Below are 23,059 nucleotides of genomic sequence, written 5' to 3'. Positions count from 1 at the left end.
GTGGTCCCTTAGCTTTCTGCGAGAAGGTCCTCCAGCTCGAGCCATTCGGTCTCGAGGTCGGAGATCTGCTCCTCTGCTTCTTTGAGCTCGTTCTGCAGCCTTTCGAGCTCCTGGTAGTCCGTAGGGTCAGCCTCGGCCATCTTCTTCTTGATTTCGTCTGGCAACGAAGAAGCTTTTGTCAGCTTTCTCTCCACCGCGTCGTGGCGCTTCTTGGCCTCGCGCCGTTCCTTGTTCGAGAGCTTACCAGAGCCTACTGCTTTCTCTGCCTTTGGGGACGGGCTTTGCGCTCGTGGCCCCTCTGGGGCCTGCGCTGTGGCGGCAGCGCTCTCGTCCAGAAGCTTCAGGTACTCGTCCACGCCGCCTGGAACGTGGCGGATATGGCCGTCTATCAGGGCGAACTGGTCGTCGGTCACGCGCTCCATGAGGTAGCGGTCGTGCGTCACCACGAGCATGGTCCCTGGCCAGGTGTCGAGCAGGTCCTCGAGCACAGCCAGCATGTCGGTGTCCAGGTCGTTTCCTGGCTCGTCCAGAACCAAGACGTTCGGCTCCTCGAGAAGGACGCAGAGGATGGCGAGTCTGCGCTTCTGGCCGCCCGACAGGTCCATCACGCGGCTCATGAGCTCGCGCTTGTCGAAGCCCAGCCGCTCGAGCATCTTCTCGGGGCTCGTGGGCTTGCCGTCTATGTAGAGGTTGGTGCGATAGTCGGCGAGCACCGACTTGACCGTCCAAGTCTCCTTGGCGTTGAGGTTGTCCAGATGCTGCGTCAGAAAGCCGAACTTGACCGACTTTCCCACCTTGACGTGGCCCTCGGTGGGCTTGAGCGCCCCGGTCATGACCTTGAGCAGCGTCGTCTTGCCCACGCCGTTCTCTCCCAGGATGCCGTAGCGGTCTCCCGGCCCTATCAGCCAGTCGACGTCTGAGAAGACGCGCTTCTCGCTCCCGTCGTCGTTTCTGTAGGCAAAGCCGGCGCCCTTCATCTCGATGACCTGCTTGCCCAGGCGCGAGACGGCCAGGCGCTTCAGCTCGATCGAGTTTCTGAGTGGCGGGTCGTTCGCGATCAGCTCCATGGCGGCGTCGATGCGGAACTTTGGCTTGGACGAGCGCGCCTTGGCTCCGTGCGCCAGCCAGTTGAGCTCCTTGCGCAGCATGTTCTGCCGGCGCTCCTCGGCAACCTGGGCCTGGCGCTCGCGCTCAACGCGCTGCTGGATATAGGCGGAGTAGCCTCCCTCGAAGGGCTCCACCTGGCCGTCGTGCACCTCCCACATGTGCTCGCAGACTTCGTCCAGAAACCAGCGGTCGTGCGTCACCACGAGAAGCGCGCCCGTTCCGTCCTGCCAGCGGCGCTTGAGGTGCTCCGCAAGCCAGGTGATGGCATGCATGTCAAGGTGGTTGGTGGGCTCGTCCATGCAGAGGACGTCCCAGTTGCCCACGAGCACGCGCGCAAGGTCAACGCGGCGCCGCTGTCCGCCCGAGAGCGTCGAGACGGGCGAGTCCCAGTCGACGTCGCCCAAGAGCTCAGCAATGATTGCGCGGGTCTTGGGGTCTGACGCCCACGCGTACTCGGGAGTGTCACCTACGACGGAGAAGCCGACCGTCGCGCTGTCGTCCAGCTCGTCGTCTTGTCCCAGAAAGCCCACCTGTATGCCGTTTCTCCAGGTTACTGTCCCGCTGTCAGGCTCAAGGCGATGCGCGATCAGCGACAGCAGCGTCGACTTTCCGTCGCCGTTTCTGCCCACGATGCCGATCTTCTCGCCCTCGTTGATGCCGATTGTTTGGTCAGAAAGCACGCGCTTGCCCGGCCACTCGTGGCTCAGGTGCTCGCAGCCTATCAGAATTCCCACTTACGCTCTCGCCCCTTCTGAGGCCATTGATTGCAGAAGCTGTATCTCGGCGCCAAAGCCCTCGAGCTCGTTCGGCGTCTCGAGTATCATGGGCAGGCCGCGCAGGCGCTCGTTGGCGACGATGCCCCTGAAGCCCTCAAGTCCAATCTCGCCCTGCCCGATCTTCTCGTGGCGGTCCTTGTGCGAGCCGCGGGGGTTCTTTGAGTCGTTGACATGCAGGGCGCACAGGCGGTCAAGGCCAATCACGCGGTCGAACTCGTCGAGCACGCCGTCGAGGTCGCCCACGATGTCATAGCCGCCGTCCCACACGTGGCAGGTGTCTAGGCACACGCCCAGCATGTCTCCGTGCTTGGTTCCCTCGATGATGCGCTCGAGCTCCTCGAATGTGCGCCCCACCTCGGAGCCCTTTCCTGCCATGGTCTCGAGAAGGACGCGCGTCTTCTGTCCTGGTACCAGAACCTGGTCGAGCCCCTCGCAGATCAGGCGGATTCCCTCGTCTGCGCCCTGCTTGACGTGGCTTCCAGGATGGAAGTTGTAGTAGCTGCCCGGGATGGCCTCGTCGAGGCGGGCGATGTCCTCCGCCATCATTTGGCGTCCGAACTCGACGATGTCCGGCTTCGCGGAGCAGAGGTTCATCGTGTAGGGCGCGTGCGCGACGAGCGTGCCGAAGCCGTTGTCCTCCATGAGCTGCGCGAGCTCTGCGGGGTCGGTCTCGTCGAGCGACTTGAGCGTGGAGCCCCTGTGGGGGTTTCTGGTGAAGAAGGCGAAGGTGGTGGCGCCGATCGAGAGGGCGCGCTCCCCCATCGCCTTCCAGCCGCCCGACGCCGAGATGTGCGGCCCTATGGTAAGCGGGCCGCGTACTGGCTGTGCCGAGGTCCCTTTGGTCTGGCTATCGCCGCCCATTGCGCCTCCTTTGTGCGATGAGCGCTGCCACGCGGTCGAGAAGCTCGTCTGCCACCTGCTCCAGCGGCAGGGTCTCCATCTGCTCGACGCGGTCTGCCCACACGAAGGCGACGCGGTCGGTGTCGGAGCCAAACGTGGAGTCAGAGCGCGACACGTCGTTTGCCACGATGAGGTCGCAGCCCTTGCGAGCGAGCTTTGCCTGGGCGTTTGCGATGAGGTCGTCCGTCTCGGCGGCGAAGCCGACCACCACGCGGCTGCCCTTGGCGCCGGAGAGCTCGGCCAGGATGTCGGTCGTCTCCACGAGCTCGATGGAGGTCAGCTGCTCGCGGCCCTTCTTGAGCTTGTGGTCTGCCGGGTGCGCGGGCGTGTAGTCGGCGACGGCGGCGGCGCAGATCGCGGCGTCAGAGCATGCGAAGGCCGCCACGGCCGCCTCCCTCATCTGCGCGGCGGAGACAACGTCGACGCGCTTTACGCCAGCCGGCGTGGCTAGTGCCGTTGGACCCGTGACGAGCGTGACCTCGGCGCCTCGCTTCGCGGCCGAGGCCGCGATGGCATAGCCCATCTTGCCCGTCGAGGAATTTGCGATGTAGCGCACCGAGTCGATCTTCTCGTGCGTGGGCCCGGCGGTCACCATGAGCGAGATGCCAGCAAGGTCTTGCTTCGCGTTGGCCTCGGCAAGCATCTTGAGCGCCGAAGAGACGATTTGCTCGACGCTCGCGAGCCTGCCCGTGCCCACCTCTCCGCAGGCGAGAAGCCCGCTCTCGGGGTGGACGAAGCGCATGCCGCGGCTGGCGAGCGTGCGGACGTTTGCCTGCGTTGCGGGGCTCTCCCACATGTGGACGTTCATCGCCGCGGCCACGAGCACGGGAGAGTGCACGGCAAGCATCGTGGTCGTGAGCGCGTCGTCTGCGATGCCAGCCGCGACCTTAGCCATCACGTTTCCAGTGGCGGGGACGACAACGGCGAGGTCGGCCCAGTTGGCAAGGTCGACGTGTCCGGTCATGGAATCGGGATAGCTGTAGAGGTCGTCGAGCACCGGGTGCTTCGAGAGCGCCGCAAAGGTCTCTGGGCCCACGAAGCGCTCGGCGTCTGCGGTCATCGTGACGCGGACGTCGCAGCCGGCCTTTTGGAGGCCGCGCATGACCTCTACGGCCTTGTAGCAGGCGATGCCACCGCACACCGCGAGAAGAACGCGCCTGCCTTCCACCGCCTGGGATGTGTTCTCAATCATTTGTCTTCCTCATCGTCCAAAGGACCGCGCACGATCAGGATCCTATGGCAGTAGAGGCACTCGGAGACTTCGGGGCCGTGCATGAGGTCGTGGTAGGAGGCAGGCTGCAGCTTGACGCGGCAAACCGAAGGCACGTTTCCGTGCAGGACCTCGACGGCAAGGCCCTTGAAGCGGGTCCTTGCTGCGTCGTAGCGCTCCATGGTCTCGGGCGAGATCTGATCGACGACGCGGTTCCGCTCGTCGTTCATCGAGACGATCTCGCGCCTGATCTGGGCGGAGTCGTCCTCGAACGACTTGTCGAGCGCTTCGCGCTGCTGGTCTAGGCGGTCGAGCGTAAGGTGGGCGTTCTTCTCGGCAAGCTTGAGCTTGGAGAGGCTCTGGTCGAGCTCGCCAAGGCGGTGCTCGCACTTCTCGGCCTTCTTGGCAAGCGAGGTGAGCGACGCCTCGAGGTCTTGGATCTGGCGGTAGTTCTCCTGGCGTGCCGCAGCGTCTGCCTTGACCTCCTCGGTCTTCGCGTTGTAGTAGTCGAGGTTGGACGTGACGTCGCCCATCTCGGTCTCGACGTCCTTGCGCTGCCCCACGATCTTGTTGAGCTCCGAGTTGACGCGGCGCTTGGCAAGCTCGACGGTCTTGATCTTCTTCTGTTGCGGCATTGAGGCAAGCGTGGATGCGTGGCGCAGCAGCTGGATGTCGAGCTCCTGCAGGCGAATGAGCGCCTCGGCTTCTGTCATGGTTGGTCCCCTCTCAGTGGGTGGTGGTTGCAGTCATTTGGCTCGGCCGGTGCGCTTGGCCACAAGGTCGAGCAAGGCATCCGCGAATGCGTCCAGGCTCTCCTGGCTTACGCGCTCGTCGAACGAGATGCGCAGGGACCCCAGCGCCAGCGTGCGCGGGATGCCCATTGCGGTGAGCACGTGGCTCGCGTCGAGCGAGGCAGATGAGCAGGCGCTTCCCGCGGAGACCTCGAAGCCAGCGTCGTCGAGCCCCAGCACGAGGCTCTCGGAGTCGACGCCCTGGGCCATGACGCTGACCATGCCGGGAAGGCGTCCCTCGTCCACGACGGCGCTCGTCGTGGGGACTATGCCGGTTCCGGGGGCGCAGATGCGCTGGTAGAGGCGGTTTGCTCGCCCTGCCACAAGCGCTCGCGTCTGCGCGAGGTCTGCGCACGACGCCTTTGCCGCCGCGGCAAAGGCGAGCGCGCCGCGAACGTCTTGGGTGCCTGCGCGCCGTCCCGCCTCTTGGCCGCCGCCATAGGAGAGCGGACGCAACGGCACGCGCCCGCGCACGAGAAGGGCGCCTATCCCAACGGGTCCTCCGATCTTGTGCGCCGCTATGCTCACGGCGTCCGCGTCGGCCACGTCGAGCGGGATGCGCCCGAAGGCCTGCACCGCGTCGGTGTGGAACACGGCGCCTGCCTTGTGGGAGGCGCGGGCAAGCTCTGCCACCGGCTGCACGACGCCGGTCTCGTTGTTGGCGCTCATGATGGAGACGAGCGCCACGTCGGGCCCAAGCGCGTGCTCGAGCGCCGAGGCGCTCACGCGGCCGTCGCGGTCGGGGCTCACGGGAGTCACGTCGAAGCCGAGGTCATGGAGCACGCCGGTCAGGTCGAGGACCGAGTCATGCTCGATGGCCGAGACCACAATGCGGCGCCTCTTGCGGTCGCGGCCGCGCGCGCCCTCGGCAAGGCCGATGAGGGCGAGGTTGTTCGACTCGGTGCCGCCCGAGGTGAAGATAACGTCTGAGGGGCGGAAGCGGCCCCCGACAAGGCGAGCCAGGTCTCGGCGCGCGCCGTCAAGCTGGCGCGCCGCCTCCCGTCCCAAGCTGTGGAGCGAGTTGGGGTTGGCTCCCGCGATCGGGCTCTGCTCGTAGGCGCGCTCGGCAGCAAGCGACTCTTCCCTTGCGGGAGCGCTCGCCGCGTAGTCAAGATAGATGAAGTCCTTGTCGCTCACGGTGCTACGCCTTCAGCTGGTTTGCGGACTCGCCGGCTGCGCGAATGGCGGCAATCGCCTTGGCGCGGTCGTCGGCATGGAAGACGGCGCTGCCTGCTACCAGCACGTTTGCGCCGGCGTGGCAGATCTTCTCGGCGTTCTTCTCGCTGACTCCGCCGTCGACCTCGATGAGCGGGGACACGCGGTGATCGCTGCACATGTGCTTGACCTGGCGGAGCTTCTTTAGGGACGTTGGAATGAACTTCTGCCCGCCGAAGCCAGGGTTCACGCTCATCACGAGCACGAGGTCGACGTAGTCGATGATGTCCTCGAGCATGATGACGGGCGTTGCGGGGTTGATGGCTACTCCCGCCTTGGCTCCGTGCTCGCGGATCATGGCGGCCACGCGATTGGCGTGGTTGGTTGCCTCGAGGTGGAAGGTAACGATGTCGGCGCCTGCCTCCAGGTAGGCGGGAACCATCTCGTCGGGGTTTGAGATCATGAGGTGGGCGTCCACCGGGACGTCAGTCGCTGCCTTGACGGCGGCGAGCATGCCCGGCCCAAAGGTGAGGTTGGGGACGAAGTGGCCGTCCATGACGTCGAAGTGCACGTAGTCCGCTGTCTCGACCTGCTTGAGGTCAGCCGAGAGGTTAGCGAGGTCCGCGGAAAGAATCGACGGAGCTATTAGAATTTTGCGCGTATCCAGTGACATTGCCCTTCCCAACCTAGTTGCTTCTCCATTGCTATTCAGTTGAAGATTTTATCGTTATGCCCTATCTGTCGGTGCATCGTCCATTCCATAGAACTCCTCGTGCGGCGGGCGCATGAGGAGCGTGTCGATTGCCTCGGCGATGGGCATCCCCTGATACAGGATAGCGTTGACGGCCGAGGTTATGGGCACCTCGACTCCGCGCTCTTCGGCAAGCTCAGAGACGGCCACGCAGGCGCGCGCGCCCTCGACAACCATGTGCGTCCTGGCCTCGTAGCCCTCGAGCGTCTCGCCCGAGGCAAGCGCCACGCCAAAGCTGCGGTTTCTGGAGTGGCGAGACGTGCACGTGACCACCAGGTCGCCCATGCCGGCAAGTCCCATACAGGTCATGGGGTTTCCTCCCAGCGTCGCCACCACGCGCCCTATCTCGGCGATGCCGCGGGTCATGAGAAGCGCAAGCGAGTTGTCGCCAATCTCAAGCCCCGCGCCTATTCCGCAGGCGATGGCCACGACGTTCTTCACGGCCCCGCAGCAGCCAAGGCCGATGGCGTCGTCGCTCACGTACGCGCGAAAGCTCGGGCGCGTGATCAGGCGCTGGAACCACTTTGCGCAGTCGGCGTCCTCCGAGGCGATGACGGCCGCCGAGACCACGCCCTGGCACACCTCCTCGGCGTGGTTGGGCCCAGAGAGCGCGGCGATGCGGCTGGCGTCGCCAAGCTCGTCTGCCACGACTTGGTGCATGAGCTCGTGGGTTCTTGGCTCCATGCCCTTGGTGAGCACGAGCGCCTTGGCGTCAGGCGAGACAAAGGGGGCAAGGCTCCTGGTGGTTGCCCTGAGGTAGGCGGACGGCACGGCCATGACGACTGCGTCCGCCCCGTCGGCGGCCTTCTCCAAAGAGGAGGTGCCACGGACGTTTATTGGCAGGGCGTAGCCGGAGAGATGCCGGGGGTTAACGTGCTTGCTGGTGATAGACTCCGCCGCCTCGGCGCTCCTTGCCCAGAGCGTGACCTCGTCGGCCGACGCAGCAAGAAGCCCCGCCATGGCGGTGCCCCAAGAGCCAGCTCCTATGACGGCAACGCGCGTCACTTGGCGTCGCCGCCCTTGCTCGACGAGCCATCGCCGTCGCTGTGATGGAACGAGAACTTCTTCTCCTGGTGCGAGGCGAGCTTCTTCAGGTTGGAGCGGTGCGCCCAGATGACGCAGACGGCAACGATCACCATAGGGATGATGGCTCGCACGGTGTAGCCAAAGAAGAGCGTCCAAATGCTAAGAGAGGCGGCCGCGCAGATGCTTCCCAAGGAGACGTAGCGCGTGGGAAGGACGAAGACGAGAAAGACGGCGAGCAGCCCAAAGGAAATGCGAGGGTCAAAGCCGAGCGCGGCGCCAAAGCCGACCGATATTCCCTTGCCGCCGTGGAACTTGAGATAGGGCGAGAACACGTGGCCCAGAACGCAGGCCGCGTAGACGCAGGTGAAGCAGACGTCAAAGGGCGAGCCAGGGGAAAACGCCTTCAGCTCTACCCCGGACAGCATGGGAATGAGCCAGCTCGCAAGCCCCGTGCAGAGCCAGCCCTTCCCCGCGTCCAGAAGGAAGGTCAGGACGGCCGCCCAGGCGCCAACAGAGCGCCCGACGTTGGTCGCGCCGATGTTGCCCGAGCCCGTCTTGCGCACGTCGACGCCCTGCGCGCGGGCGATCAGCATGCCAAACGGGATTCCGCAGACAAAGTAAGCCAGCGCGCAGAACGCGAGCGTCGGCATGACGACAGATTCCATTAGCGGTCCACCTCGCCCTTCTCGACCTTTGCCCTAAAGCGCATGCGGATTGGAGTGCCCTCGAGGTCAAAGCGGTCACGGATGCGGTTCTCGAGGAAGTGCTCGAAGTTGTCGTCCACAAGGTCGGGCGCGTTGCAGAAGAAGGTGAAGACGGGTGGCTTGGTGCCCGTCTGCGTTGCGTAGTGGATCTTGAGGCGGCGACCCTTGTACGAGACGGAGTGCCCTCCCTCGCGAATCTCGGCGAGAAGGTCGTTGAGCTGCGAGGTCTTGATGGCGGAGCAGCGGGATTCCTGGGCCTTGAGCGCCAGCTTCAAGACCTTGTCTGTCGCGCGCCCCGTGAGCGCCGAGATGTTCACGTAGGGAATCCATGTGGCAAACGAGAGGCGCTGGTTGAGCGAGGCCATCACGTGGTCGCGATCCTGGTCGGTCTGGATGAGGTCCCACTTGTTCAGGCAGATGACAAGGCCGCACCCGCGGTCGATGGCCATGCCGGCTACCTTCTGGTCTTGCTCGGTCACGCCCACCGTCGCGTCGATCACAAGGAGGCAGACGTCTGCGCGCTCCATGGCCATAAGCCCGCGGACCAGGCTGTAGTACTCGACGTCCTCGTGGACTTGGCTCTTCTTGCGCATGCCGGCCGTGTCGACCAGGCGGATGCGCTGGCCCTGCCACTCGATGGTGGTGTCGATGGCGTCGCGCGTGGTGCCGGCGACGTCCGAGACGATCGAGCGCTTCTTGCCCGCAAGGCGGTTCGCGAGGCTTGACTTGCCCACGTTTGGCCTGCCGATGATGGCCAGGTTGAGGGTGTCCTCCTCGTCCTCTTCGCCGGCGTCAGGCGGAAAGGCGGCGACGACGTCGTCCAGAAGGTCTCCGGTGCCGTAGCCATGGCTTGCCGAGAGCGGGCGCGGCTCGCCAACCCCAAGGGCGTAGAACTCCCACAGGCCGTCTTCCTCGGTCGCAGGGTCGTCCTTCTTGTTGACAACGAGAAAGACGGGCTTGTCCTGCTTGCGAAGGATGCGCGCGACCTCTTCGTCCTCGTCGGTCACGCCTGTGGAGCCGTCGACCACGAAGATGATTACGTCGGCCTCGGTTGCGGCCATGACCGCCTGCTCGCGGATGTGCGGAGCAAAGGTGTCTTTGGAGTGTATGGACTCGATTCCGCCGGTGTCGATGATCACGAAGTCGCGGCCGTTCCAGTCCGCATCGTGATAAGAGCGGTCGCGCGTGACTCCGCGCGACTCGTGGACGATGGCATCGCGGCTTTGGGCGATGCGATTGACCAAGGTAGACTTGCCGACGTTCGGGCGGCCGACGACGGCAACTACGGGCTTTGGCATGTAAATCTCCTTGCTATTCCATTAGTGCTAGAAAGTCTACCATGCAATCCAGCGCGGCTCGCCAACGCGGGAAGGACTCCACCCACATGGCAGACCTTAGCGGGCAGAAGCTGACTCTTCTATGGCGTCGAGGATGGCATTCGGCGTGGTCTGAGAGACCACGACCTTTGCCCCTCGGCTCCCAAGCTCCTGTATGATGCGCGCCTGCGTGTCCCCGTCGAGGGTCACCTTGTCGAAGTTGAACATCACCTCGGGCAGCACGACGAGCTGCCCTGCCAGGTCAGACTCAAGCTGGGCGAGAAGGTCGCAGCTTACGATGAGCCCCGTGACGTTGACGTCTCCGCCAAAGTAGTCGTTGCGGATGGCCCTCGTGCTCACGAGCCCTTGAGGGAAGAGCGAGCAGAACGACTGGATGGTCTTCTCGGCGGCCTCGCCGCAGACGAGCACAACGCGCAGCGACTGAGCCAAGAGCGCCTGCCCAACCCGAGCGAGCTCATCTGCGCGCTCGCGGCTAGCCACGGCGGCCTCGTCCAAGAAGCTCCTCAGCATGCCGATCCCGTCATAGAACTGCGGGTATCCGTCATAGGTAGCGGCGGCGGGAACGGGCAGGTCAGCATCCACGTAGAACTCGTCGGATAGCTGGAAGCGCGTGTGCCCGGTCTTCTCCCGAGCGCGCCTCTGGTAGGGTTCGATCTGCCGCACCACGGAGCGCGAGGCCTCTTGGTCGTCAGAGAACGAGCGAGAGAAGCTCTTCGAGTACTTGGTGTAGCCCAAGGGGACGACGGCAAGCGAGGTGATGCCCTCTCGCGCCTCTATCCAGCCGAGCGTCCGCTCGAGCTCGGGGCCGTCGTTGATGCCGGGGCAGAGCACGATCTGCGCATGGACCTCGATGCCTGCGGCAAGAAGGCGCTCGAGCGCCTCGATCCCGCGCCCCGCATGCGGCCCAATCAGGGAGCGCCTGACATCAGCAGAGACGGCGTGCAAGGACACGTTCATCGGCTCCAAGCGGCACTCGATGATCCGCTCGACGTCCTCGTCCGTCACGTTGGTCAGCGTGACGAAGTTTCCCTGCAGAAACGAGAGGCGGTAGTCGTCGTCGCGAAGGGTGAGAGAGGAGCGGGACCCCTCGGGAAGCATGCGCATGAAGCAGAACTTGCAGGCGTTCACGCAGGTCCTGATCCCGTCAAAGAGCACGTCGGTGAAGTCGATGCCCCAGTCCTCGCCAGGCTCGCGAAAGAGCGTGCATTCGTTCTGGCTGTTGTCGCGCGGGTCAAAGACGACAAGGTCGCACTGGTCGCCGTCTGCATGCCAGCGCCAGTCGATGAGGTCGCGCGGAACGATGCCGTTCACGCGGTCAATGCGCATACCGGCCTCGATGCCGGCCTCCCAGGCAGGGCTTTCCTCTTCGACGGAGGCAACCCAGGCCCCAAGCCGGCGCTCGCGCGTCGATGCGTAGTCGGCACGCCCCTCGCTCACGCCTGCTCCCCCACCATGGCGCGGATTGCGGCTGCCACGTCGTTGATCTGGGCGGCGGGCGTCGATGCCCCTGCCGTGACGCCAATCAGTTTTGCGCCAGAGAACCACGGGCCAGACAGCTCGTCCGCACCCTCGATGTGATGGGTGCTGGGACAGAGCTTGCGGGCAATCTCCGCGAGGTGCGTCGTGTTGGCCGAGTTCCTCCCGCCGATGACCACCATCACGTCGGCCTGGCGAGCAAGCTTGGCGCAGGCGCCCTGGTGGCCTGAGGTGGCCTCGCAGATGGTGTTGACCACGTGCAGCTCGTCGCAGCGCGCTAGAAGCGCCCCCACGCACTCGCGCAGCACGGCTATCGACTGCGTCGTCTGCACCACGACGCCCATGCGATGCGCATGCGGAAGCCGCTCCGCTTCCTTCGCGCTCGCGATGACCGTCGCCTGGGGAGCGTGCGCCAGGGTGCCGACCACCTCAGGATGCCCGGCCTCGCCCACGATGACCACCTGGTAGCCGTCCTTGGCAAGGCGCTCGACGGCCTGGTGGACCTTCTTGACGAAGGGGCAGGTGGCGTCGATAACCTTGCTGCAGACCTCCCTTGCGCGGCGTTCCTCGTCGGGCGTCACGCCATGCGTGCGCAGCACGAGCGCCGAGCCCGCCGCCTCCTCAGGCGTGGACACTACGCGGACGCCGCGGCTGGCAAGCCCGTCCACAACGCGGGGGTTATGGATCAAGGGCCCGAGGGTGCAGACCTTCTCGTTCTTCTCCACGGCCTCCTGCACCATGCGCAGGGCGCGCTCGACTCCGTAGCACGCTCCCGCCTCTTCTGCAATAACCACCTTCGCCACGGCTACATCCTTCCGGGGTGCTCTTGCCTGAGCTCGTCGCGCAGCTTGTAGACGGCGTCCATGCCAGCGTGGCTCATGGCCTCCGCCTGCTCCTTGCGGCTCTTCGCGTTGATGTCGGAGAACTCGATGAGGTCCCCCGCCTTCAGGAAGACGCGAGAGAAGTGATGCAGGTGGCTGCCACGCTTGGTGATGTCGCGCGCGCCGACGCAGCCCACGGGCTGCACGGGGACGTGGGCCATCTGGGCGATGAGAGCATAGCCCTCGTGGATCTCAACGGGCTCGTCATCGCTCTTGATGCGCGTGCCCTCGGGGAAGATCAGCACCCACTCGCCGCGCTTAAGCGATGCGACTGCTCGGCGGATGGCCTTGATGTCGGCCGTTCCGCGCTTGATGGGGATTGCGCCAACGCGCGAGAAGGCCCAGCTCACGATTGGCGACTTGTCAAACTCGCTCTTGTAGATGGTGCGGATGCGAATGCCGCGAAGCCATAGGTGGACGATCATGACCACGGGGTCGAGCATCGAGGTGTGGTTCATCACGACCACGCGCGGGCGCTTGTCGCCGCCCACGAGCTTCTCGTCGTTCTCGAACTTCCAGTACCAGCGGAACTTGGTCCAGAAGCCGCAGCCATAGACCGCGATGCCCAAGGCTATGCGCCCCGGCAGCGGGAAGTCCCTCATCGCCGAGTCGAAGTAGTCGTCAAAGGTGTTGCCGTGGAAGGCGCGGAGCTTGCCCTTCTTGGCCGAGGAGCTCTTCTTCTTGGCAGTGACGGCGGTATTCTTGGCAGGCTTTTCTTGGTCGCTAGGCATCGAGGCGCTCCTCCAGCTTTGGGTCGAGCGCGCAGATGGCGCGCACAACCTGGTCTACGGTCATCGAGGACGAGTCAATGTGATGGGAGTCCTCGGCGGGCTTGAGCGGCGCGGTCTTGCGCGTGGAGTCAAGCTGGTCGCGGCGCTCGAGGTCCTCCAGGATCTTCTTTACCTCTTCGGCGTCCGCAGTCGCATTTGCGTCCTTGGCCACGTCTCCGCCCTCACGCTGGACGGCGCGGCGAAGGGCGCGCGCCTTGGGGTCGGCCGTCAGGAAGACCTTGACGTCTGCCTGCGGAAACACGACGGTGCCGATGTCGCGCCCCTCGGCAACGACGTCGCCGGTCTCGCCATAGGTGCGCTGGATGGCAACCATGGCCTCTCGCACGGCGGGAATGGCCGAGACGGCGGAGACGTTGCGGTCGACCTCGGGCGTGCGGATCTCGGCGGTGACGTCGCGGCCGTTGGCGCTCACGGTCTGCCCGTCAGGGGAGGTGCCAAAGACGATCCTGATGCCTTGCGCGACGCGCGTCGCGGCCTCGTCGTCGGAGGGGTCGATGCCCTGTCGCAGGCACTCCGCCGTGACGGAGCGATACATGGCGCCCGTGTCGAGGTACGTCAGGCCGCACCGCTTGGCGATTGCTCGCGCCACGGTAGACTTGCCCGAGCCGGCCGGCCCGTCAATGGCTACGATCATGCTTGTTCCCTTTCCTGCACGCCCCAGAGGTCGTGCGTGTCGAACTCGTTGGTGGTGGTTGCGCGGGCAATGACCTCGTCTGGCGAGAGGTTAAAGCCGCCCAGATAGAAATCCTTCCCATTGCAGGTATAGAACGCGGACGACGCGTTGAAAAGGTGCACGTACCAGAAGCGGTCGAGCGGCATCCCATAGATGGTGGCGAGGAGCACGCGCGAGAAGCCTCCGTGCGTCACGAGCGCGGTCCTGCCTGAGAGCGGGCGCAGGCGGTCAAGGACGCGCTGGGCTCGCTCGGACACGTGCTCGAACGACTCCGCGCCCTCGGCGGGCATGGAGTGGCCGTTCTCGTCCAGGGGCCAGGGGAACTGCCAGATGTCGCCTTGGAACGCGCCCCTGAAGTGCGTCCCCTCAAGAACGCCGAACTCTATCTCGACCAGGTCGTCCACGACCTCGGCCTCGATGCCCAAGCGTGCGGCTGCCATGGCCGCAAGGTCAGCGCAGCGCGACAGCGGCGAGCACCATATGCGGTCGGGAGCGAATGCCTGGAGGGCGTCAACCGCGCGCTTGCGCTGGTATTCGCCTCGCTCGGTAAGCGCGACGTCGCGCCTCCCCGAAAAGAAATGCTCGGTGTTCGCCAAGGTCTCCGGATGCCTCATCGCGAGGATGCGATGCTGAATTGCCACCTACCGTCTCCCTCCCTTTCCTAAGGCCTCGACGGCTTTGACCTCTTCGTCTGTGAGGTCGCGCCACTGGCCCTCCTTGACTCCCTCGAGCGTGAGGGGGCCAAACTTGTCGCGATGGAGGCGAAGGACCTTGTGCCCCACCGCAAGCATCATCTTCTTGACCTGGTGCTTCCTGCCCTCGTGGATCGTGATGCCCACGACGGCGTTTGGCTCTCCCCCTCCCGTCATGCCCGCTCCATGCGGCGCCACGACCGAGAAGAGCGGGTCGTCCGGCGACAATATCTCCGCCTTCGCAGGATATGCCGGTCCGTCCTCTAGCATGACGCCCCTGCGAAGCCGCTCCAAGTCATGCGCAGATGGCGTGCCGTGGACCAGCGCCACGTAGTGCTTCTCGACATGCTTCGAGGGATGGAGAAGGTCTTGCCCCACGTTTCCGTTGGTCGTGAAGAACAGAAGCCCCGTGGTGTCCATGTCGAGGCGCCCCACCGGGAAGAGCCCAGGATAGCGCCCCGTTGGCACAAGCTCGGCCACCGTGGGCCGCCCTTGGGGGTCGGCCATCGTGGTAAGGTATCCGGCCGGCTTGTAGAGCATGAGGTACGCGGGCTTCTCGGCTATTGCGCAGACCTTGCCGTCTACGGTCACGACGTCTCGGACAGGGTCGACCTTGCTTCCCAGCTCGGTCACCACCTCTCCGTTCACGCGGACGCGACCCGCCGTCATGAGGCGCTCCGAGCCTCGCCTGCTGGCGACGCCGGCGCGAGCAAGGAAGCGCTGCAGGCGCATGGGGTAGAGCTGATTCCCCTCGTCACTCATCTGCGCCGCTCCCTTCGGGCGCGCTCGGAGCGAAGGGGCCTGGGTCCGCGGCCTCTTCGTCATCCCCGGAGAAGTCGTCCTCCATGAGCTCGCGCTCGTCGTCCATGTCGTCGGCGGTCTCCTCGAGCGTAGAGCCAATGGAGCGGCCGGACAGGCGCTCGCGGATGAACTGCTTGGACTCCTCGTCGGGGGCAAAGTCCTCAAGCGGGGGCAGCTCGCGAAGGCTCTTGAGGCCGAAGCGCTCGAGAAAGGCGCGCGTGGTGCCAAAGAGCGCCGCCTGCCCGTGCTCGGCGTCGCGTCCGACCTCGCGCACCAGCCCCTTCTCGCGAAGCGAGGCGATGACGCCGTCTGAGTTGACGCCACGCACGGCGCGCACGCCCTCGCGCGACACCGGCTGGTGATACGCGATGACGGCAAGGGTCTCTAGCGCGGCCTGGGAGAGGCGGTGCTGGTCCCACGAGAGCACATAGTCTGCAACCTGGTCATGGAAGGCGGGGTGCGTGAAGAGGCGCCACCCCCCGGCGACCTCGCGCAGCTGGAAGCCTCGGTTTGCGTCTGCGTACTCGGCCGAAAGCTCGGCCAGGGCGCTTGCCACCTCGCCAGGGGTGGCGCCCGTCGCCTTGGCAAGGTCGGTCGCGGCTACGGCGTCGTCAGAGACAAGAAGCAGCGCCTCAAGGAGCCCCTTCAGCGAATTGTCTTCTAGATGATCCAGCTCACTCATCGTCCTCATTGCCCTTCTCGGCGTCTGGTGCCACACCATCGTACTCGTCGTTGTCGCTCAGCGCGTCCGCCAGCTCTCCCTCGCCCATCTCGTGCAGCTCCTCGATCACCGACTCGTCCATCTCGTAGGGCGTGGCCCCCTCGACGTGCTCGAGCTCTATCTCTCCGAAGAGCTCCTTTTGCGACACCAAGAGCTTTCCGCGCTTGAAGAGGTCGAGAACGGCAAGGAAGTTCGCCACGACCACCTCGGGACTGTCTGAGTTCTCGGTGAGCTCGGAGAAGGTCATGTGCTTGCGCGAGCGGAGCAGCCGGTCGACCGAAGACACCGTAAGGGCGATGGGCAGCCTGCGCGGGGCTATGTGCTCGGACTCAAGCAGGAAGGTCTCGCGGCGGCTGTCAAGGTCCGCGCAGATGACGGCGAGGCTCCGAAGGCTGATGCCCTCGAGGTAGTTGGGCATAAGGTTCAGGAACTCGGGGTCGGGGCCCACGGTACGGGGGAACATGCGCGACTCTGCCTCGGCGCGCGCGCCGAGCGCGGAGGCGGCGTTCCTGAACTGCTTGTAGGTGATCAGCCGCGCGATAAGCACCTCGCGCGCCTCGTCAGGCGCAAGGCCCGCAAGGTCCTCGTCCTCGTCGAGGTCATCCTCTGCGCTCTTGGCGTCCTTCAGGGCCTCTTGGCCCTGCGGCACGAGCGCGGCGGCCTTCATCTCGAGCAGCGTGGAGGCAACCAAGACGAAGTCGGAGGCCACGTCCAGGTCCATCTCGCCCATGCGCTGCACCTCGGCCAGGTACTGGTCAGCCACCTCCGAGATGGAGATGGAGCCAATGGCTACCTTCTGCCTGCTGACCAGCGTCAGAAGCAGGTCGAACGGTCCTGAGAACGCCTGTGTCTGAACATGCCACGACATCGCTTAGGCCCCCAGCAGAAGATTGCAGAGGTTGCCAGCGGTGACGTCTAAGAGCCATCCCAGCGGGTCGACGCCAAAGGCGTATGGAATCAGGTAGAGAACCGCAATCAGGATGGGCATTGAGTAGCGCTGCACCTGGTAGTACGCTCGGCGCGCCCCGTCGCTCTTGATGAAGATGGAGATCACCTTGGAGCCGTCAAGCGGTGGCAGCGGTATCAGGTTGAAGCACATGAGCATGAGGTTGACATAGACGTACGAGTAGAGGATCGACACGACCCAGCTGGCCACCTCAAGCCAGGGGTCGATCGGCAGTGCCTCCGACATGAGCGCGCCCTCAAAGCCGTTCAAGGCAAGGTAGTAGAGCGCCGTGCCGGCAAGCGCCTCGATGAAGTTCATGACAGGCCCGGCAAGGGCGACGAGCGCCTCGTCGCGGCGTCGGGTCTCGCGCTTGAAGTTCATGGGGTTATAGGGGACGGGCTTTGCGTAGGCAAAGATCGGTCCGCCGAGAAGCCCCATGATCAGCGGCAGAAGGATCGAGCCCACGGGGTCGATGTGCTTTGCGGGGTTCAGCGACAGGCGCCCTGCCTGGCGGGCGGTATGGTCTCCAAGCTTGTCTGCCATCCAGCCGTGAGCCACCTCGTGCGGGACGACGGAGAGCATCACGAGAAGGACGGAGATGGCAATCTGGATGATTCTTGTGGTTGAGTACATCGTCATTCCCCTCTCGAGGGACCAAACTCCAAGGCGTTCGCTCCCCTCTTCAGGACCCAGCCAACAACAAGCAAGATGACAGCGAGAAGGACGTAGTCGCCCCTCAAGGCGCCTCCCAAGGGCGTCGACACCACGAGCACGCCGGCGATCTGCGAGGGCAGGTTCAGCGTGAGTGCGCCGTTGATGCGGCGGAGGGTAGCGTGGAGAGGCTCGGGGTCCAGCACGTTGACGACGGTCAGCGCGAGAAGCGCGAACGCAAGAACTCGCGCGATGATGCGCAGGACGCGAAGCGCGCTCGCCGTGGCGTGGCGGGCCCTACTGGTCATCAGCCTCGCCCTCCTCGATCTTCTCGGTGAGCTCGAGCCATTCGTTCTCGAGCGCCGGAATCTTCTTTGCGAGGGCGTTGTACTCGCTCAGGCACTCGTTGAACTTTGCAGAGTCATTGTAGAGGCTCTCGTCGGCCATCATACCCATGAGCTCGTCATAGCGCTTGTGCGCAGGATCGAGCGCTGCCTCTACCTCCTTCAGGCGCTTCTTGGTTGAGCGAAGCGCGCGGCTGCGGCGGTTTCTCTCCTCGGCCTCGGCGCGACGCTGCTCCTTGGTCTTGATGTTCCTTCCTGTGGGCGCTGGCTCCTCGGCCGCCATGGCCTTTTGGGTCTGCGCGGCAGCGGTTGCGTCGCCTGCCTCCCCCTGCTGCGCCGCCTCGAGCTCGGCCCTTTTGTAGAGGTAGTACTCGTAGTCGCCCTCGTAGACGGTCACCTTGTGGTCGCGCACGTCCACCACCTTGTTGGCGAGCGCGCGCACCAAGTGCTCGTCGTGGCTGATCAGCACGATGGTCCCGGGGAACTTGACCAGCGCCTGCTCGAGCACGTCCACCGAGTCGATGTCCAGGTGGTTGGTTGGCTCGTCCAGAAGAAGCAGCGGGTCGGGCGCCACAAGCATCTTCGCAAGCGCCAGGCGGGCGCGCTCTCCGCCGGAAAGCACCGAGATGCGCTTGTCCACGTCGTCACCGTGGAACAGAAAGGCACCGAGGAGCTTTCTCTCCTCAGAGGTGGTCCAGCCAGGGGCGACCTCGTCCATCTCTTGCAGGACGGTATTCGACTCGGTGAGCTCCTCGAGCTGGTGCTGGGCGTAGTAGGCCTCGGTCACGTTCTGCCCGAGCTCGATGGTGCCCGCGTCGGGCTTCAGAAGCCCGTTCATGAGCTTCATCAAGGTCGACTTGCCCGCGCCGTTGGGGCCGACGAGCGCCACGTGGTCGCCGCGATAGAGGGTGAAGTTGACGTCGGAGTAGACGTGGTTGTCGCCGAAGGACTTAGAGACGCCCTTCACGCTCACCACGGTGTCGCCCGTGCGCGGAGGGTCGGGAAACGAGAAGTGCACCTTCTTGGAGCCCTCGGGCAAGATCACGAGCTCGCTTTTGATCTGCTCGATGCGCTTCATGCGCTCCTGCGCCTGGGCGGCCTTGGTCGGCTTGTAGCGGAACTTGTCGACGAAGACCTGCATGTGGGCAATCTCGCGCTCCTGGGCGGCGCGCTTGGCGCGCATCTGCTCGAGGTTGTCCTCGCGCTGGCGCAGGTACTCGGTGTAGTTGCCCGTGTAGGTGGTGAGGCGGCGGTTCTCGATGGCCGCCACGTGTGACACGCACGCGTCCATGAAGGCTCGGTCGTGCGAGACGATCAGCACGGCCCCGTCGTAGGTCGAGAGGAACCGCTCGAACCACTGGACGCTCTCGAGGTCAAGGTGGTTGGTGGGCTCGTCGAGGAGCAGCAGGTCGGGATGGCGCAGCAAGAGCTTGGAGAGCGAGATGCGCATCTGCCAGCCGCCCGAGAAGTCCTTGGCAGGCTTGTCGAAGTCCTCGACGGGAAAGCCTAGGCCGGCAAGGATCTGGCGCGCGCGGGCCTCGAGCTCGTAGCCCCCCAGGCGCTCGAAGCGGTCCTGGGCGTGGCCGTACTCCTCAAGCAGGCGGTCGAGCTCGGGGCCTTGCGCGGTAGTGGAGATCTTCTTCTCGAGCTCCCCAACGCGCTTCTCCCAGCGCTTGACCTCCTTGGCAGAGTCGACCACCTCGGCGAGGGCGCTCTTGTCGCCCGCGAGCTTGGTCTCCTGCTCCAGGTAGCCGATGGTGGTGTCCTTGGCAAACGAGACCGTGCCCTCGTCGGGGGTCTCAAGGCCCATGATGATCTTGAGCAGCGTGGTCTTGCCGGCGCCGTTTGGCCCAACAAGCGCCCACCTCTCGCCGGCGTTCAGCTGAAGCGTCGCCTGGCTGTAGAGGACCCTGTCGCCAAATGACTTTGAGATCTTGTCTGCGAGTGCAATCACGAGATTCTTGCTTTCCGTCCTTCTCAATCAAGGCCGTCGGTTTGAGCCCGGCGGCCTTGGGATGTGCCTGGTGAACCTAGATAAGGGGCAAGCCGCTAGTCGTCCACGGTGATGTGGATGGCGAAGCCGGCAATCTCGTCCTTGAAGTAGATGAGGTGGGTGGAGCCGTCGGGGAACTTGGCGCGAGACTCCTCGTTGAACGCAAAGCCGCGCTCCTCGAACCACTTCTGTGCGGCGTCGATGTCGTCTACGTGGAAGCCGATGTGACCCTTCTCGCCACGGCCGGCGCCCTTCATGATCTCGATGTAGGAGTCGACGAAGTACGAGGGGGCGAGCTCCGTCATGCCAAGCCCGAGAAGGGCCGAGAGCTGCTTGGTGATCTTCTCGGCGTTCTCCGGGGTTCCGCCGTTGATGCCAACGTGGGCAAGGCGCAGGCCGAGCGCCTGCTTGGGATCGTCAGATGTTGCCATGGTACCAGCCCCTCCTGAATGAGCGTTCGAGTGACATGCACAGCTAGTATATGGGACTTCAGCGCTCGGAAATGCCCCGGTAGGCAAGCTGCAGCACATCACCAAACAAGCAGCCAAACAAAAGGCGACGACGCCAAAGCGCCGCCGCCTGCAGTTCTATGGTGGGCGATGCTGGATTCGAACCAGCGACCCCATCCGTGTGAAGGATGTGCTCTACCCCTGAGCCAATCGCCCGTGCGGTGAACGATAATACCAAAACTTTTGCTTCTGGGAAGCGAGAATTGCCTTCTTCGCCCAACTTACGTGGAAAGTGCGGCTAAGCGCGCTCGAGCTTGCGCTTGATGGTGCGCGCGAACAGCGTCACGACCAGCGTGAGGACGCAAACGACGGCTCCAACGACGACAGGGGCAATCTGCCCAGCGCCAAAGGCGACGTCGCCCGCAAGGCAGACGGCATTGGCCGCGGTTGCTCCCCCGGCGGGCGCGACGAGCTTGTTGGACGTGGAGGGCACGTTTGCCACGCGCGCGCCCTTGCCGCCGATGATGGTGGTGACGACGCCTGCGACAAGCACGCACGCGTCAGAGAGGTCGGCTCCCTGGACGAGGAAGACGATTCCGCACACGATGGCGACCAAGCCGACGATCATGGTGACGAGGCTGGAGATCTTGAGCTTCTTGGCTTCAGGCGACATGAGGATCCCTTCTGCAAGACAAATCATGCTGACGGTAAACAGATACCCAGATTCAATCTGAATCGTACGATAAACAGGGCATATTCTAAAAGAGCTGGAATATGCTTTGGGACAAATTGGATGCCGATAATTTTTTTGGGAAAGTAGCTTGACCCAAATTTTCTGTCTGCTATATTAGTTCCCGCACAAACCCACGGGGAATTAGCTCAGTTGGGAGAGCGCGTGACTGGCAGTCACGAGGTCAGGGGTTCGAATCCCCTATTCTCCACCAGAAACTCAAGGGCGGCGGCTTTGGTCGCTGCCTTTTTTCATAATACGGGCTCGTGGCGCAACGGTTAGCGCAGGGGACTCATAATCCCTGGGTTGCAGGTTCGAATCCTGCCGGGCCCACCAAATATAACGCAGGTCAGCGGATACGTTCGCTGACCTGCTATTTATCCCATGGTGCAATGTTATTCATCAATTTCGTGAGCTGCGGCTCTGCGGCTCAATACGTAAGCTTGCTGGATTCGTCACCAAGCAGCTCTCCGAAGATGATTCTCAAGTCCTCGCTGTCAAGATACCCCGGCTCAAGATAACCCCCATCTATAGCCTCAAGCATTGTCTGCTCCTTCTCTTTCAGTCGGTTGTAAATCTTCTCGTCAAGAGAAAAGGGCATGCCGTCTCTGGTGAAATCTGACTGCATGAAGTAATAACGGGTCTTCTGGTCTGGTGAAAGACCCAGTCGGTGAATTCTGTCTTTCGATTGAAGAAGGTGCACGAGGTTATAGCCATATTCGAAATAGACAGCATCATGACAAACCTTGTGGAGCGAAATAGACTCTGCGAGAGTTTGAGGGTTAGTGACAAGAACGCTGTATTTTCCAGCTCTGAAGTCGTTGAGGATTTCCTCCCGCGTTTCTTGTGGCGTTGATCCATGAATAGAAGCCGCTGCAATTCCAGAGGCTTTCAAATCATCTGTAATGTTGTTAATGCTTCGGATAAAAATGCACCAAACGATGACAGGTTTCCCCTCTTGTACGAGCGACTTGACAAGTCCTTCGCAGCGCAGCAGCTTGCTGGTTGGTCCGCTCTCTCGCACGAGCTCGGGAAATTCTTGTGAATAGTCGACAAAATCGAGGTCGGTATAGTCCTCGCCAACCTGATCGAGGACATACTTAAGATCCTCTGGGTCAATTGCACGCGTGAGCATTTCGGGGTCAGATTCAAGCTGTAACGTTCTAACGATTAGCGCCAGCGCGTTTGTGCAAGACGAGTAAAGGATATGGAGGAGTCTGTTCTCGCTGGATGTTGCAGGAACACTAAGAATTGTATCTGGCTCTGGAGCGGGGACGCCCAGCTCAGTCTTGCTCGTCCTGCAGAAGAAGGGCTTGAGACTTTCGTTAACACGATCGGCTAAGTTAGGATCTGGATCTTTAAGCTCATCAGGGTCAAATCCAAAGAAAGTATCGTAATCGTCAGGATAGAGGATATGCAAAAGGTTGTAGATGTCTTGATAGGTATTAGGGATTGGTGTGCCTGTCAGGGCTATCGTGAATTTTGAGCCAAAAGACACATCCAAAGCGGCACGAGCTCGCTTGCCCCCGAGAGCCTTGACCCTATGAACCTCATCAAAGACGAGCAACGTATGATTTGGTACAAGGTCCTTGAGCTGCGGGACAAATTTACCCAAGGACTCGTAGTTCAGCAACAAAAGATTATCGTTTCCGGTGTCAAGCTCGAGCGTATGCTGTTGCATCGTTTTCGACATCCTGGCAATTCGAGGGTCGGCAAGGCAGAAGCACCTTAGTGGGTCCTTATTGCCAAACGTTGCACGCCATTCGGATTCCCAAGACATAAATGCGTTCTTGGGACAAACGACAATAACCTTGTTGACCTTGCCAAGGTGCTTGAGATAGGCATAGACTCCAAGAACAGTAGCCGTCTTCCCCGCGCCAGGAACCGAGAAGTCTGCAGCCTTGCCAACGACAGCCAAAAAGAATGAGTCAAGCATCTGCCTCTCACGGAGCCTTCGAACCATTGACGAGTTGACGACATAGGCGAACTCACGATACTTGTCTCCGAGCTCAGCGTTCTGTGCAATTGAGGTGAACTGGCTGAGATCCTTCGACACGAACGAGCGTTGGCTAGCGAAAGCCCATGCCTGATGGTGTCCCTATCGTAGTCCTTCTCATCTAGGCTGCCCTCTGGTTGATGCCTGTGTAGTACCAG

At 63.2% G+C, this 23,059-nt stretch carries 23 protein-coding genes and 3 tRNA genes; 2 read left to right on the top strand and 24 right to left on the bottom strand.

What is annotated here, in order from left to right; genetic code table 11:
* Nucleotides 1-8: 8 nt before the first annotated feature.
* From ACOYJL_RS07890 to ACOYJL_RS07780, 23 genes are all read right to left on the bottom strand, one after another.
* Nucleotides 9-1,841, bottom strand: a complete 1,833-nt coding sequence (locus tag ACOYJL_RS07890; RefSeq protein WP_433569675.1) for an ABC-F family ATP-binding cassette domain-containing protein — start codon at nt 1,839-1,841, stop codon at nt 9-11.
* Nucleotides 1,842-2,744: a deoxyribonuclease IV gene (locus ACOYJL_RS07885; protein ID WP_433569674.1), complete on the bottom strand. Its 903-nt coding sequence runs from the start codon at nt 2,742-2,744 to the stop codon at nt 1,842-1,844.
* Nucleotides 2,731-3,975: a bifunctional phosphopantothenoylcysteine decarboxylase/phosphopantothenate--cysteine ligase CoaBC gene (coaBC, locus tag ACOYJL_RS07880; protein WP_433569673.1), complete on the bottom strand. Its 1,245-nt coding sequence runs from the start codon at nt 3,973-3,975 to the stop codon at nt 2,731-2,733. The genes ACOYJL_RS07885 and coaBC overlap by 14 nt, the downstream gene beginning before the upstream one ends.
* Nucleotides 3,972-4,706, bottom strand: coding sequence for a zinc ribbon domain-containing protein (locus tag ACOYJL_RS07875; protein ID WP_433569672.1), 735 nt, complete (start codon nt 4,704-4,706; stop codon nt 3,972-3,974). Before ACOYJL_RS07875 ends, coaBC begins: the two co-directional genes overlap by 4 nt.
* A 33-nt stretch (nt 4,707-4,739) precedes the next feature.
* A complete protein-coding gene (locus ACOYJL_RS07870) occupies nt 4,740-5,921 on the bottom strand; it encodes a cysteine desulfurase family protein (RefSeq protein ID WP_433569671.1) in 1,182 nt (393 codons plus the stop codon).
* Nucleotides 5,922-5,925: 4 nt separating this feature from the next.
* The gene (gene rpe / locus ACOYJL_RS07865) at nt 5,926-6,612 is read right to left on the bottom strand and encodes a ribulose-phosphate 3-epimerase (RefSeq protein ID WP_433569670.1); all 687 of its coding nucleotides are present in this window, start codon (nt 6,610-6,612) and stop codon (nt 5,926-5,928) included.
* A 54-nt stretch (nt 6,613-6,666) separates the two neighbouring features.
* Nucleotides 6,667-7,695, bottom strand: a complete 1,029-nt coding sequence (locus tag ACOYJL_RS07860) for an NAD(P)H-dependent glycerol-3-phosphate dehydrogenase (RefSeq protein ID WP_433569669.1) — start codon at nt 7,693-7,695, stop codon at nt 6,667-6,669.
* The gene (gene plsY / locus ACOYJL_RS07855) at nt 7,692-8,381 is read right to left on the bottom strand and encodes a glycerol-3-phosphate 1-O-acyltransferase PlsY (RefSeq protein WP_433569668.1); all 690 of its coding nucleotides are present in this window, start codon (nt 8,379-8,381) and stop codon (nt 7,692-7,694) included. Before plsY ends, ACOYJL_RS07860 begins: the two co-directional genes overlap by 4 nt.
* The gene (gene der / locus ACOYJL_RS07850; RefSeq protein ID WP_433569667.1) at nt 8,381-9,718 is read right to left on the bottom strand and encodes a ribosome biogenesis GTPase Der; all 1,338 of its coding nucleotides are present in this window, start codon (nt 9,716-9,718) and stop codon (nt 8,381-8,383) included. The genes plsY and der overlap by 1 nt, the downstream gene beginning before the upstream one ends.
* A 96-nt stretch (nt 9,719-9,814) precedes the next feature.
* Nucleotides 9,815-11,194 carry a DUF512 domain-containing protein gene (locus ACOYJL_RS07845; protein WP_433569666.1) on the bottom strand — a complete coding sequence of 460 codons (1,380 nt, stop codon included), beginning with the start codon at nt 11,192-11,194 and terminating at the stop codon, nt 9,815-9,817.
* Nucleotides 11,191-12,036 (bottom strand): 4-hydroxy-3-methylbut-2-enyl diphosphate reductase, encoded by an 846-nt coding sequence (ispH, locus tag ACOYJL_RS07840; protein WP_433569665.1) that lies wholly within the window; start codon nt 12,034-12,036, stop codon nt 11,191-11,193. The genes ACOYJL_RS07845 and ispH overlap by 4 nt, the downstream gene beginning before the upstream one ends.
* Nucleotides 12,037-12,038: 2 nt before the next feature.
* Nucleotides 12,039-12,845: a lysophospholipid acyltransferase family protein gene (locus ACOYJL_RS07835; protein WP_433569664.1), complete on the bottom strand. Its 807-nt coding sequence runs from the start codon at nt 12,843-12,845 to the stop codon at nt 12,039-12,041.
* Complete coding sequence (gene cmk, locus ACOYJL_RS07830) at nt 12,838-13,539, bottom strand: (d)CMP kinase (RefSeq protein WP_433569663.1); 702 nt, start codon at nt 13,537-13,539, stop codon at nt 12,838-12,840. Before cmk ends, ACOYJL_RS07835 begins: the two co-directional genes overlap by 8 nt.
* Nucleotides 13,536-14,219: a histidine phosphatase family protein gene (locus tag ACOYJL_RS07825; protein WP_433569662.1), complete on the bottom strand. Its 684-nt coding sequence runs from the start codon at nt 14,217-14,219 to the stop codon at nt 13,536-13,538. Before ACOYJL_RS07825 ends, cmk begins: the two co-directional genes overlap by 4 nt.
* The gene (locus ACOYJL_RS07820) at nt 14,220-15,032 is read right to left on the bottom strand and encodes a pseudouridine synthase (protein ID WP_433569661.1); all 813 of its coding nucleotides are present in this window, start codon (nt 15,030-15,032) and stop codon (nt 14,220-14,222) included. It abuts the gene before it with no gap.
* The gene (gene scpB, locus ACOYJL_RS07815) at nt 15,025-15,753 is read right to left on the bottom strand and encodes an SMC-Scp complex subunit ScpB (RefSeq protein WP_433569660.1); all 729 of its coding nucleotides are present in this window, start codon (nt 15,751-15,753) and stop codon (nt 15,025-15,027) included. Before scpB ends, ACOYJL_RS07820 begins: the two co-directional genes overlap by 8 nt.
* A complete protein-coding gene (locus ACOYJL_RS07810) occupies nt 15,746-16,660 on the bottom strand; it encodes a segregation and condensation protein A (RefSeq protein ID WP_433569659.1) in 915 nt (304 codons plus the stop codon). The genes scpB and ACOYJL_RS07810 overlap by 8 nt, the downstream gene beginning before the upstream one ends.
* Nucleotides 16,661-16,663: 3 nt before the next feature.
* Nucleotides 16,664-17,371 (bottom strand): site-2 protease family protein, encoded by a 708-nt coding sequence (locus tag ACOYJL_RS07805; RefSeq protein WP_433569658.1) that lies wholly within the window; start codon nt 17,369-17,371, stop codon nt 16,664-16,666.
* 2 nt (nt 17,372-17,373) lie between these two features.
* Nucleotides 17,374-17,697 (bottom strand): hypothetical protein, encoded by a 324-nt coding sequence (locus ACOYJL_RS07800; RefSeq protein WP_433569657.1) that lies wholly within the window; start codon nt 17,695-17,697, stop codon nt 17,374-17,376.
* Nucleotides 17,687-19,687: an ABC-F family ATP-binding cassette domain-containing protein gene (locus ACOYJL_RS07795; RefSeq protein WP_433569656.1), complete on the bottom strand. Its 2,001-nt coding sequence runs from the start codon at nt 19,685-19,687 to the stop codon at nt 17,687-17,689. Before ACOYJL_RS07795 ends, ACOYJL_RS07800 begins: the two co-directional genes overlap by 11 nt.
* Before the next feature lie 95 nt (nt 19,688-19,782).
* Complete coding sequence (locus ACOYJL_RS07790; RefSeq protein WP_433569655.1) at nt 19,783-20,157, bottom strand: VOC family protein; 375 nt, start codon at nt 20,155-20,157, stop codon at nt 19,783-19,785.
* 159 nt (nt 20,158-20,316) lie between these two features.
* A tRNA-Val gene (locus ACOYJL_RS07785) sits at nt 20,317-20,391 on the bottom strand.
* 82 nt (nt 20,392-20,473) lie between these two features.
* A complete protein-coding gene (locus ACOYJL_RS07780) occupies nt 20,474-20,848 on the bottom strand; it encodes a hypothetical protein (RefSeq protein ID WP_433569654.1) in 375 nt (124 codons plus the stop codon).
* 195 nt (nt 20,849-21,043) lie between these two features.
* On the opposite strand from ACOYJL_RS07780, the gene ACOYJL_RS07775 reads away from it, so the two are divergent.
* Together ACOYJL_RS07775 and ACOYJL_RS07770 are read left to right on the top strand one after the other, a co-directional pair.
* A tRNA-Ala gene (locus ACOYJL_RS07775) sits at nt 21,044-21,119 on the top strand.
* A 46-nt stretch (nt 21,120-21,165) separates the two neighbouring features.
* Nucleotides 21,166-21,241 (top strand) — tRNA-Ile (locus ACOYJL_RS07770).
* Nucleotides 21,242-21,335: 94 nt separating this feature from the next.
* Here the strand turns inward: ACOYJL_RS07770 and ACOYJL_RS07765 are convergent.
* Nucleotides 21,336-22,961 (bottom strand): DEAD/DEAH box helicase, encoded by a 1,626-nt coding sequence (locus ACOYJL_RS07765; protein ID WP_433569653.1) that lies wholly within the window; start codon nt 22,959-22,961, stop codon nt 21,336-21,338.
* Nucleotides 22,962-23,059: the final 98 nt, after the last annotated feature.

Origin of the sequence: Tractidigestivibacter sp., assembly GCF_050946515.1 — a bacterium.
Classification (GTDB): Bacteria; Actinomycetota; Coriobacteriia; order Coriobacteriales; family Atopobiaceae; genus Tractidigestivibacter.
The sequence above is the reverse complement of the archived record's forward strand: the minus strand, read 5'-3'. Positions and strand labels throughout refer to the sequence as shown.

Bases quoted from the DNA above. Each gene is read 5' to 3' on its own strand.
- scpB (WP_433569660.1), bottom strand. From the start codon at position 15,753: ATGAGTGAGCTGGATCATCTAGAAGACAATTCGCTGAAGGGGCTCCTT.
- ACOYJL_RS07810 (WP_433569659.1), bottom strand. From the start codon at position 16,660: ATGTCGTGGCATGTTCAGACACAGGCGTTCTCAGGACCGTTCGACCTG.
- cmk (WP_433569663.1), bottom strand. From the start codon at position 13,539: ATGATCGTAGCCATTGACGGGCCGGCCGGCTCGGGCAAGTCTACCGTG.
- ACOYJL_RS07885 (WP_433569674.1), bottom strand. From the start codon at position 2,744: ATGGGCGGCGATAGCCAGACCAAAGGGACCTCGGCACAGCCAGTACGC.
- plsY (WP_433569668.1), bottom strand. From the start codon at position 8,381: ATGGAATCTGTCGTCATGCCGACGCTCGCGTTCTGCGCGCTGGCTTAC.
- ACOYJL_RS07820 (WP_433569661.1), bottom strand. From the start codon at position 15,032: ATGAGTGACGAGGGGAATCAGCTCTACCCCATGCGCCTGCAGCGCTTC.
- ACOYJL_RS07875 (WP_433569672.1), bottom strand. From the start codon at position 4,706: ATGACAGAAGCCGAGGCGCTCATTCGCCTGCAGGAGCTCGACATCCAG.
- ACOYJL_RS07835 (WP_433569664.1), bottom strand. From the start codon at position 12,845: ATGCCTAGCGACCAAGAAAAGCCTGCCAAGAATACCGCCGTCACTGCC.
- ACOYJL_RS07800 (WP_433569657.1), bottom strand. From the start codon at position 17,697: ATGACCAGTAGGGCCCGCCACGCCACGGCGAGCGCGCTTCGCGTCCTG.
- ACOYJL_RS07790 (WP_433569655.1), bottom strand. From the start codon at position 20,157: ATGGCAACATCTGACGATCCCAAGCAGGCGCTCGGCCTGCGCCTTGCC.
- ACOYJL_RS07780 (WP_433569654.1), bottom strand. From the start codon at position 20,848: ATGTCGCCTGAAGCCAAGAAGCTCAAGATCTCCAGCCTCGTCACCATG.
- rpe (WP_433569670.1), bottom strand. From the start codon at position 6,612: ATGTCACTGGATACGCGCAAAATTCTAATAGCTCCGTCGATTCTTTCC.
- coaBC (WP_433569673.1), bottom strand. From the start codon at position 3,975: ATGATTGAGAACACATCCCAGGCGGTGGAAGGCAGGCGCGTTCTTCTC.
- ACOYJL_RS07805 (WP_433569658.1), bottom strand. From the start codon at position 17,371: ATGTACTCAACCACAAGAATCATCCAGATTGCCATCTCCGTCCTTCTC.
- der (WP_433569667.1), bottom strand. From the start codon at position 9,718: ATGCCAAAGCCCGTAGTTGCCGTCGTCGGCCGCCCGAACGTCGGCAAG.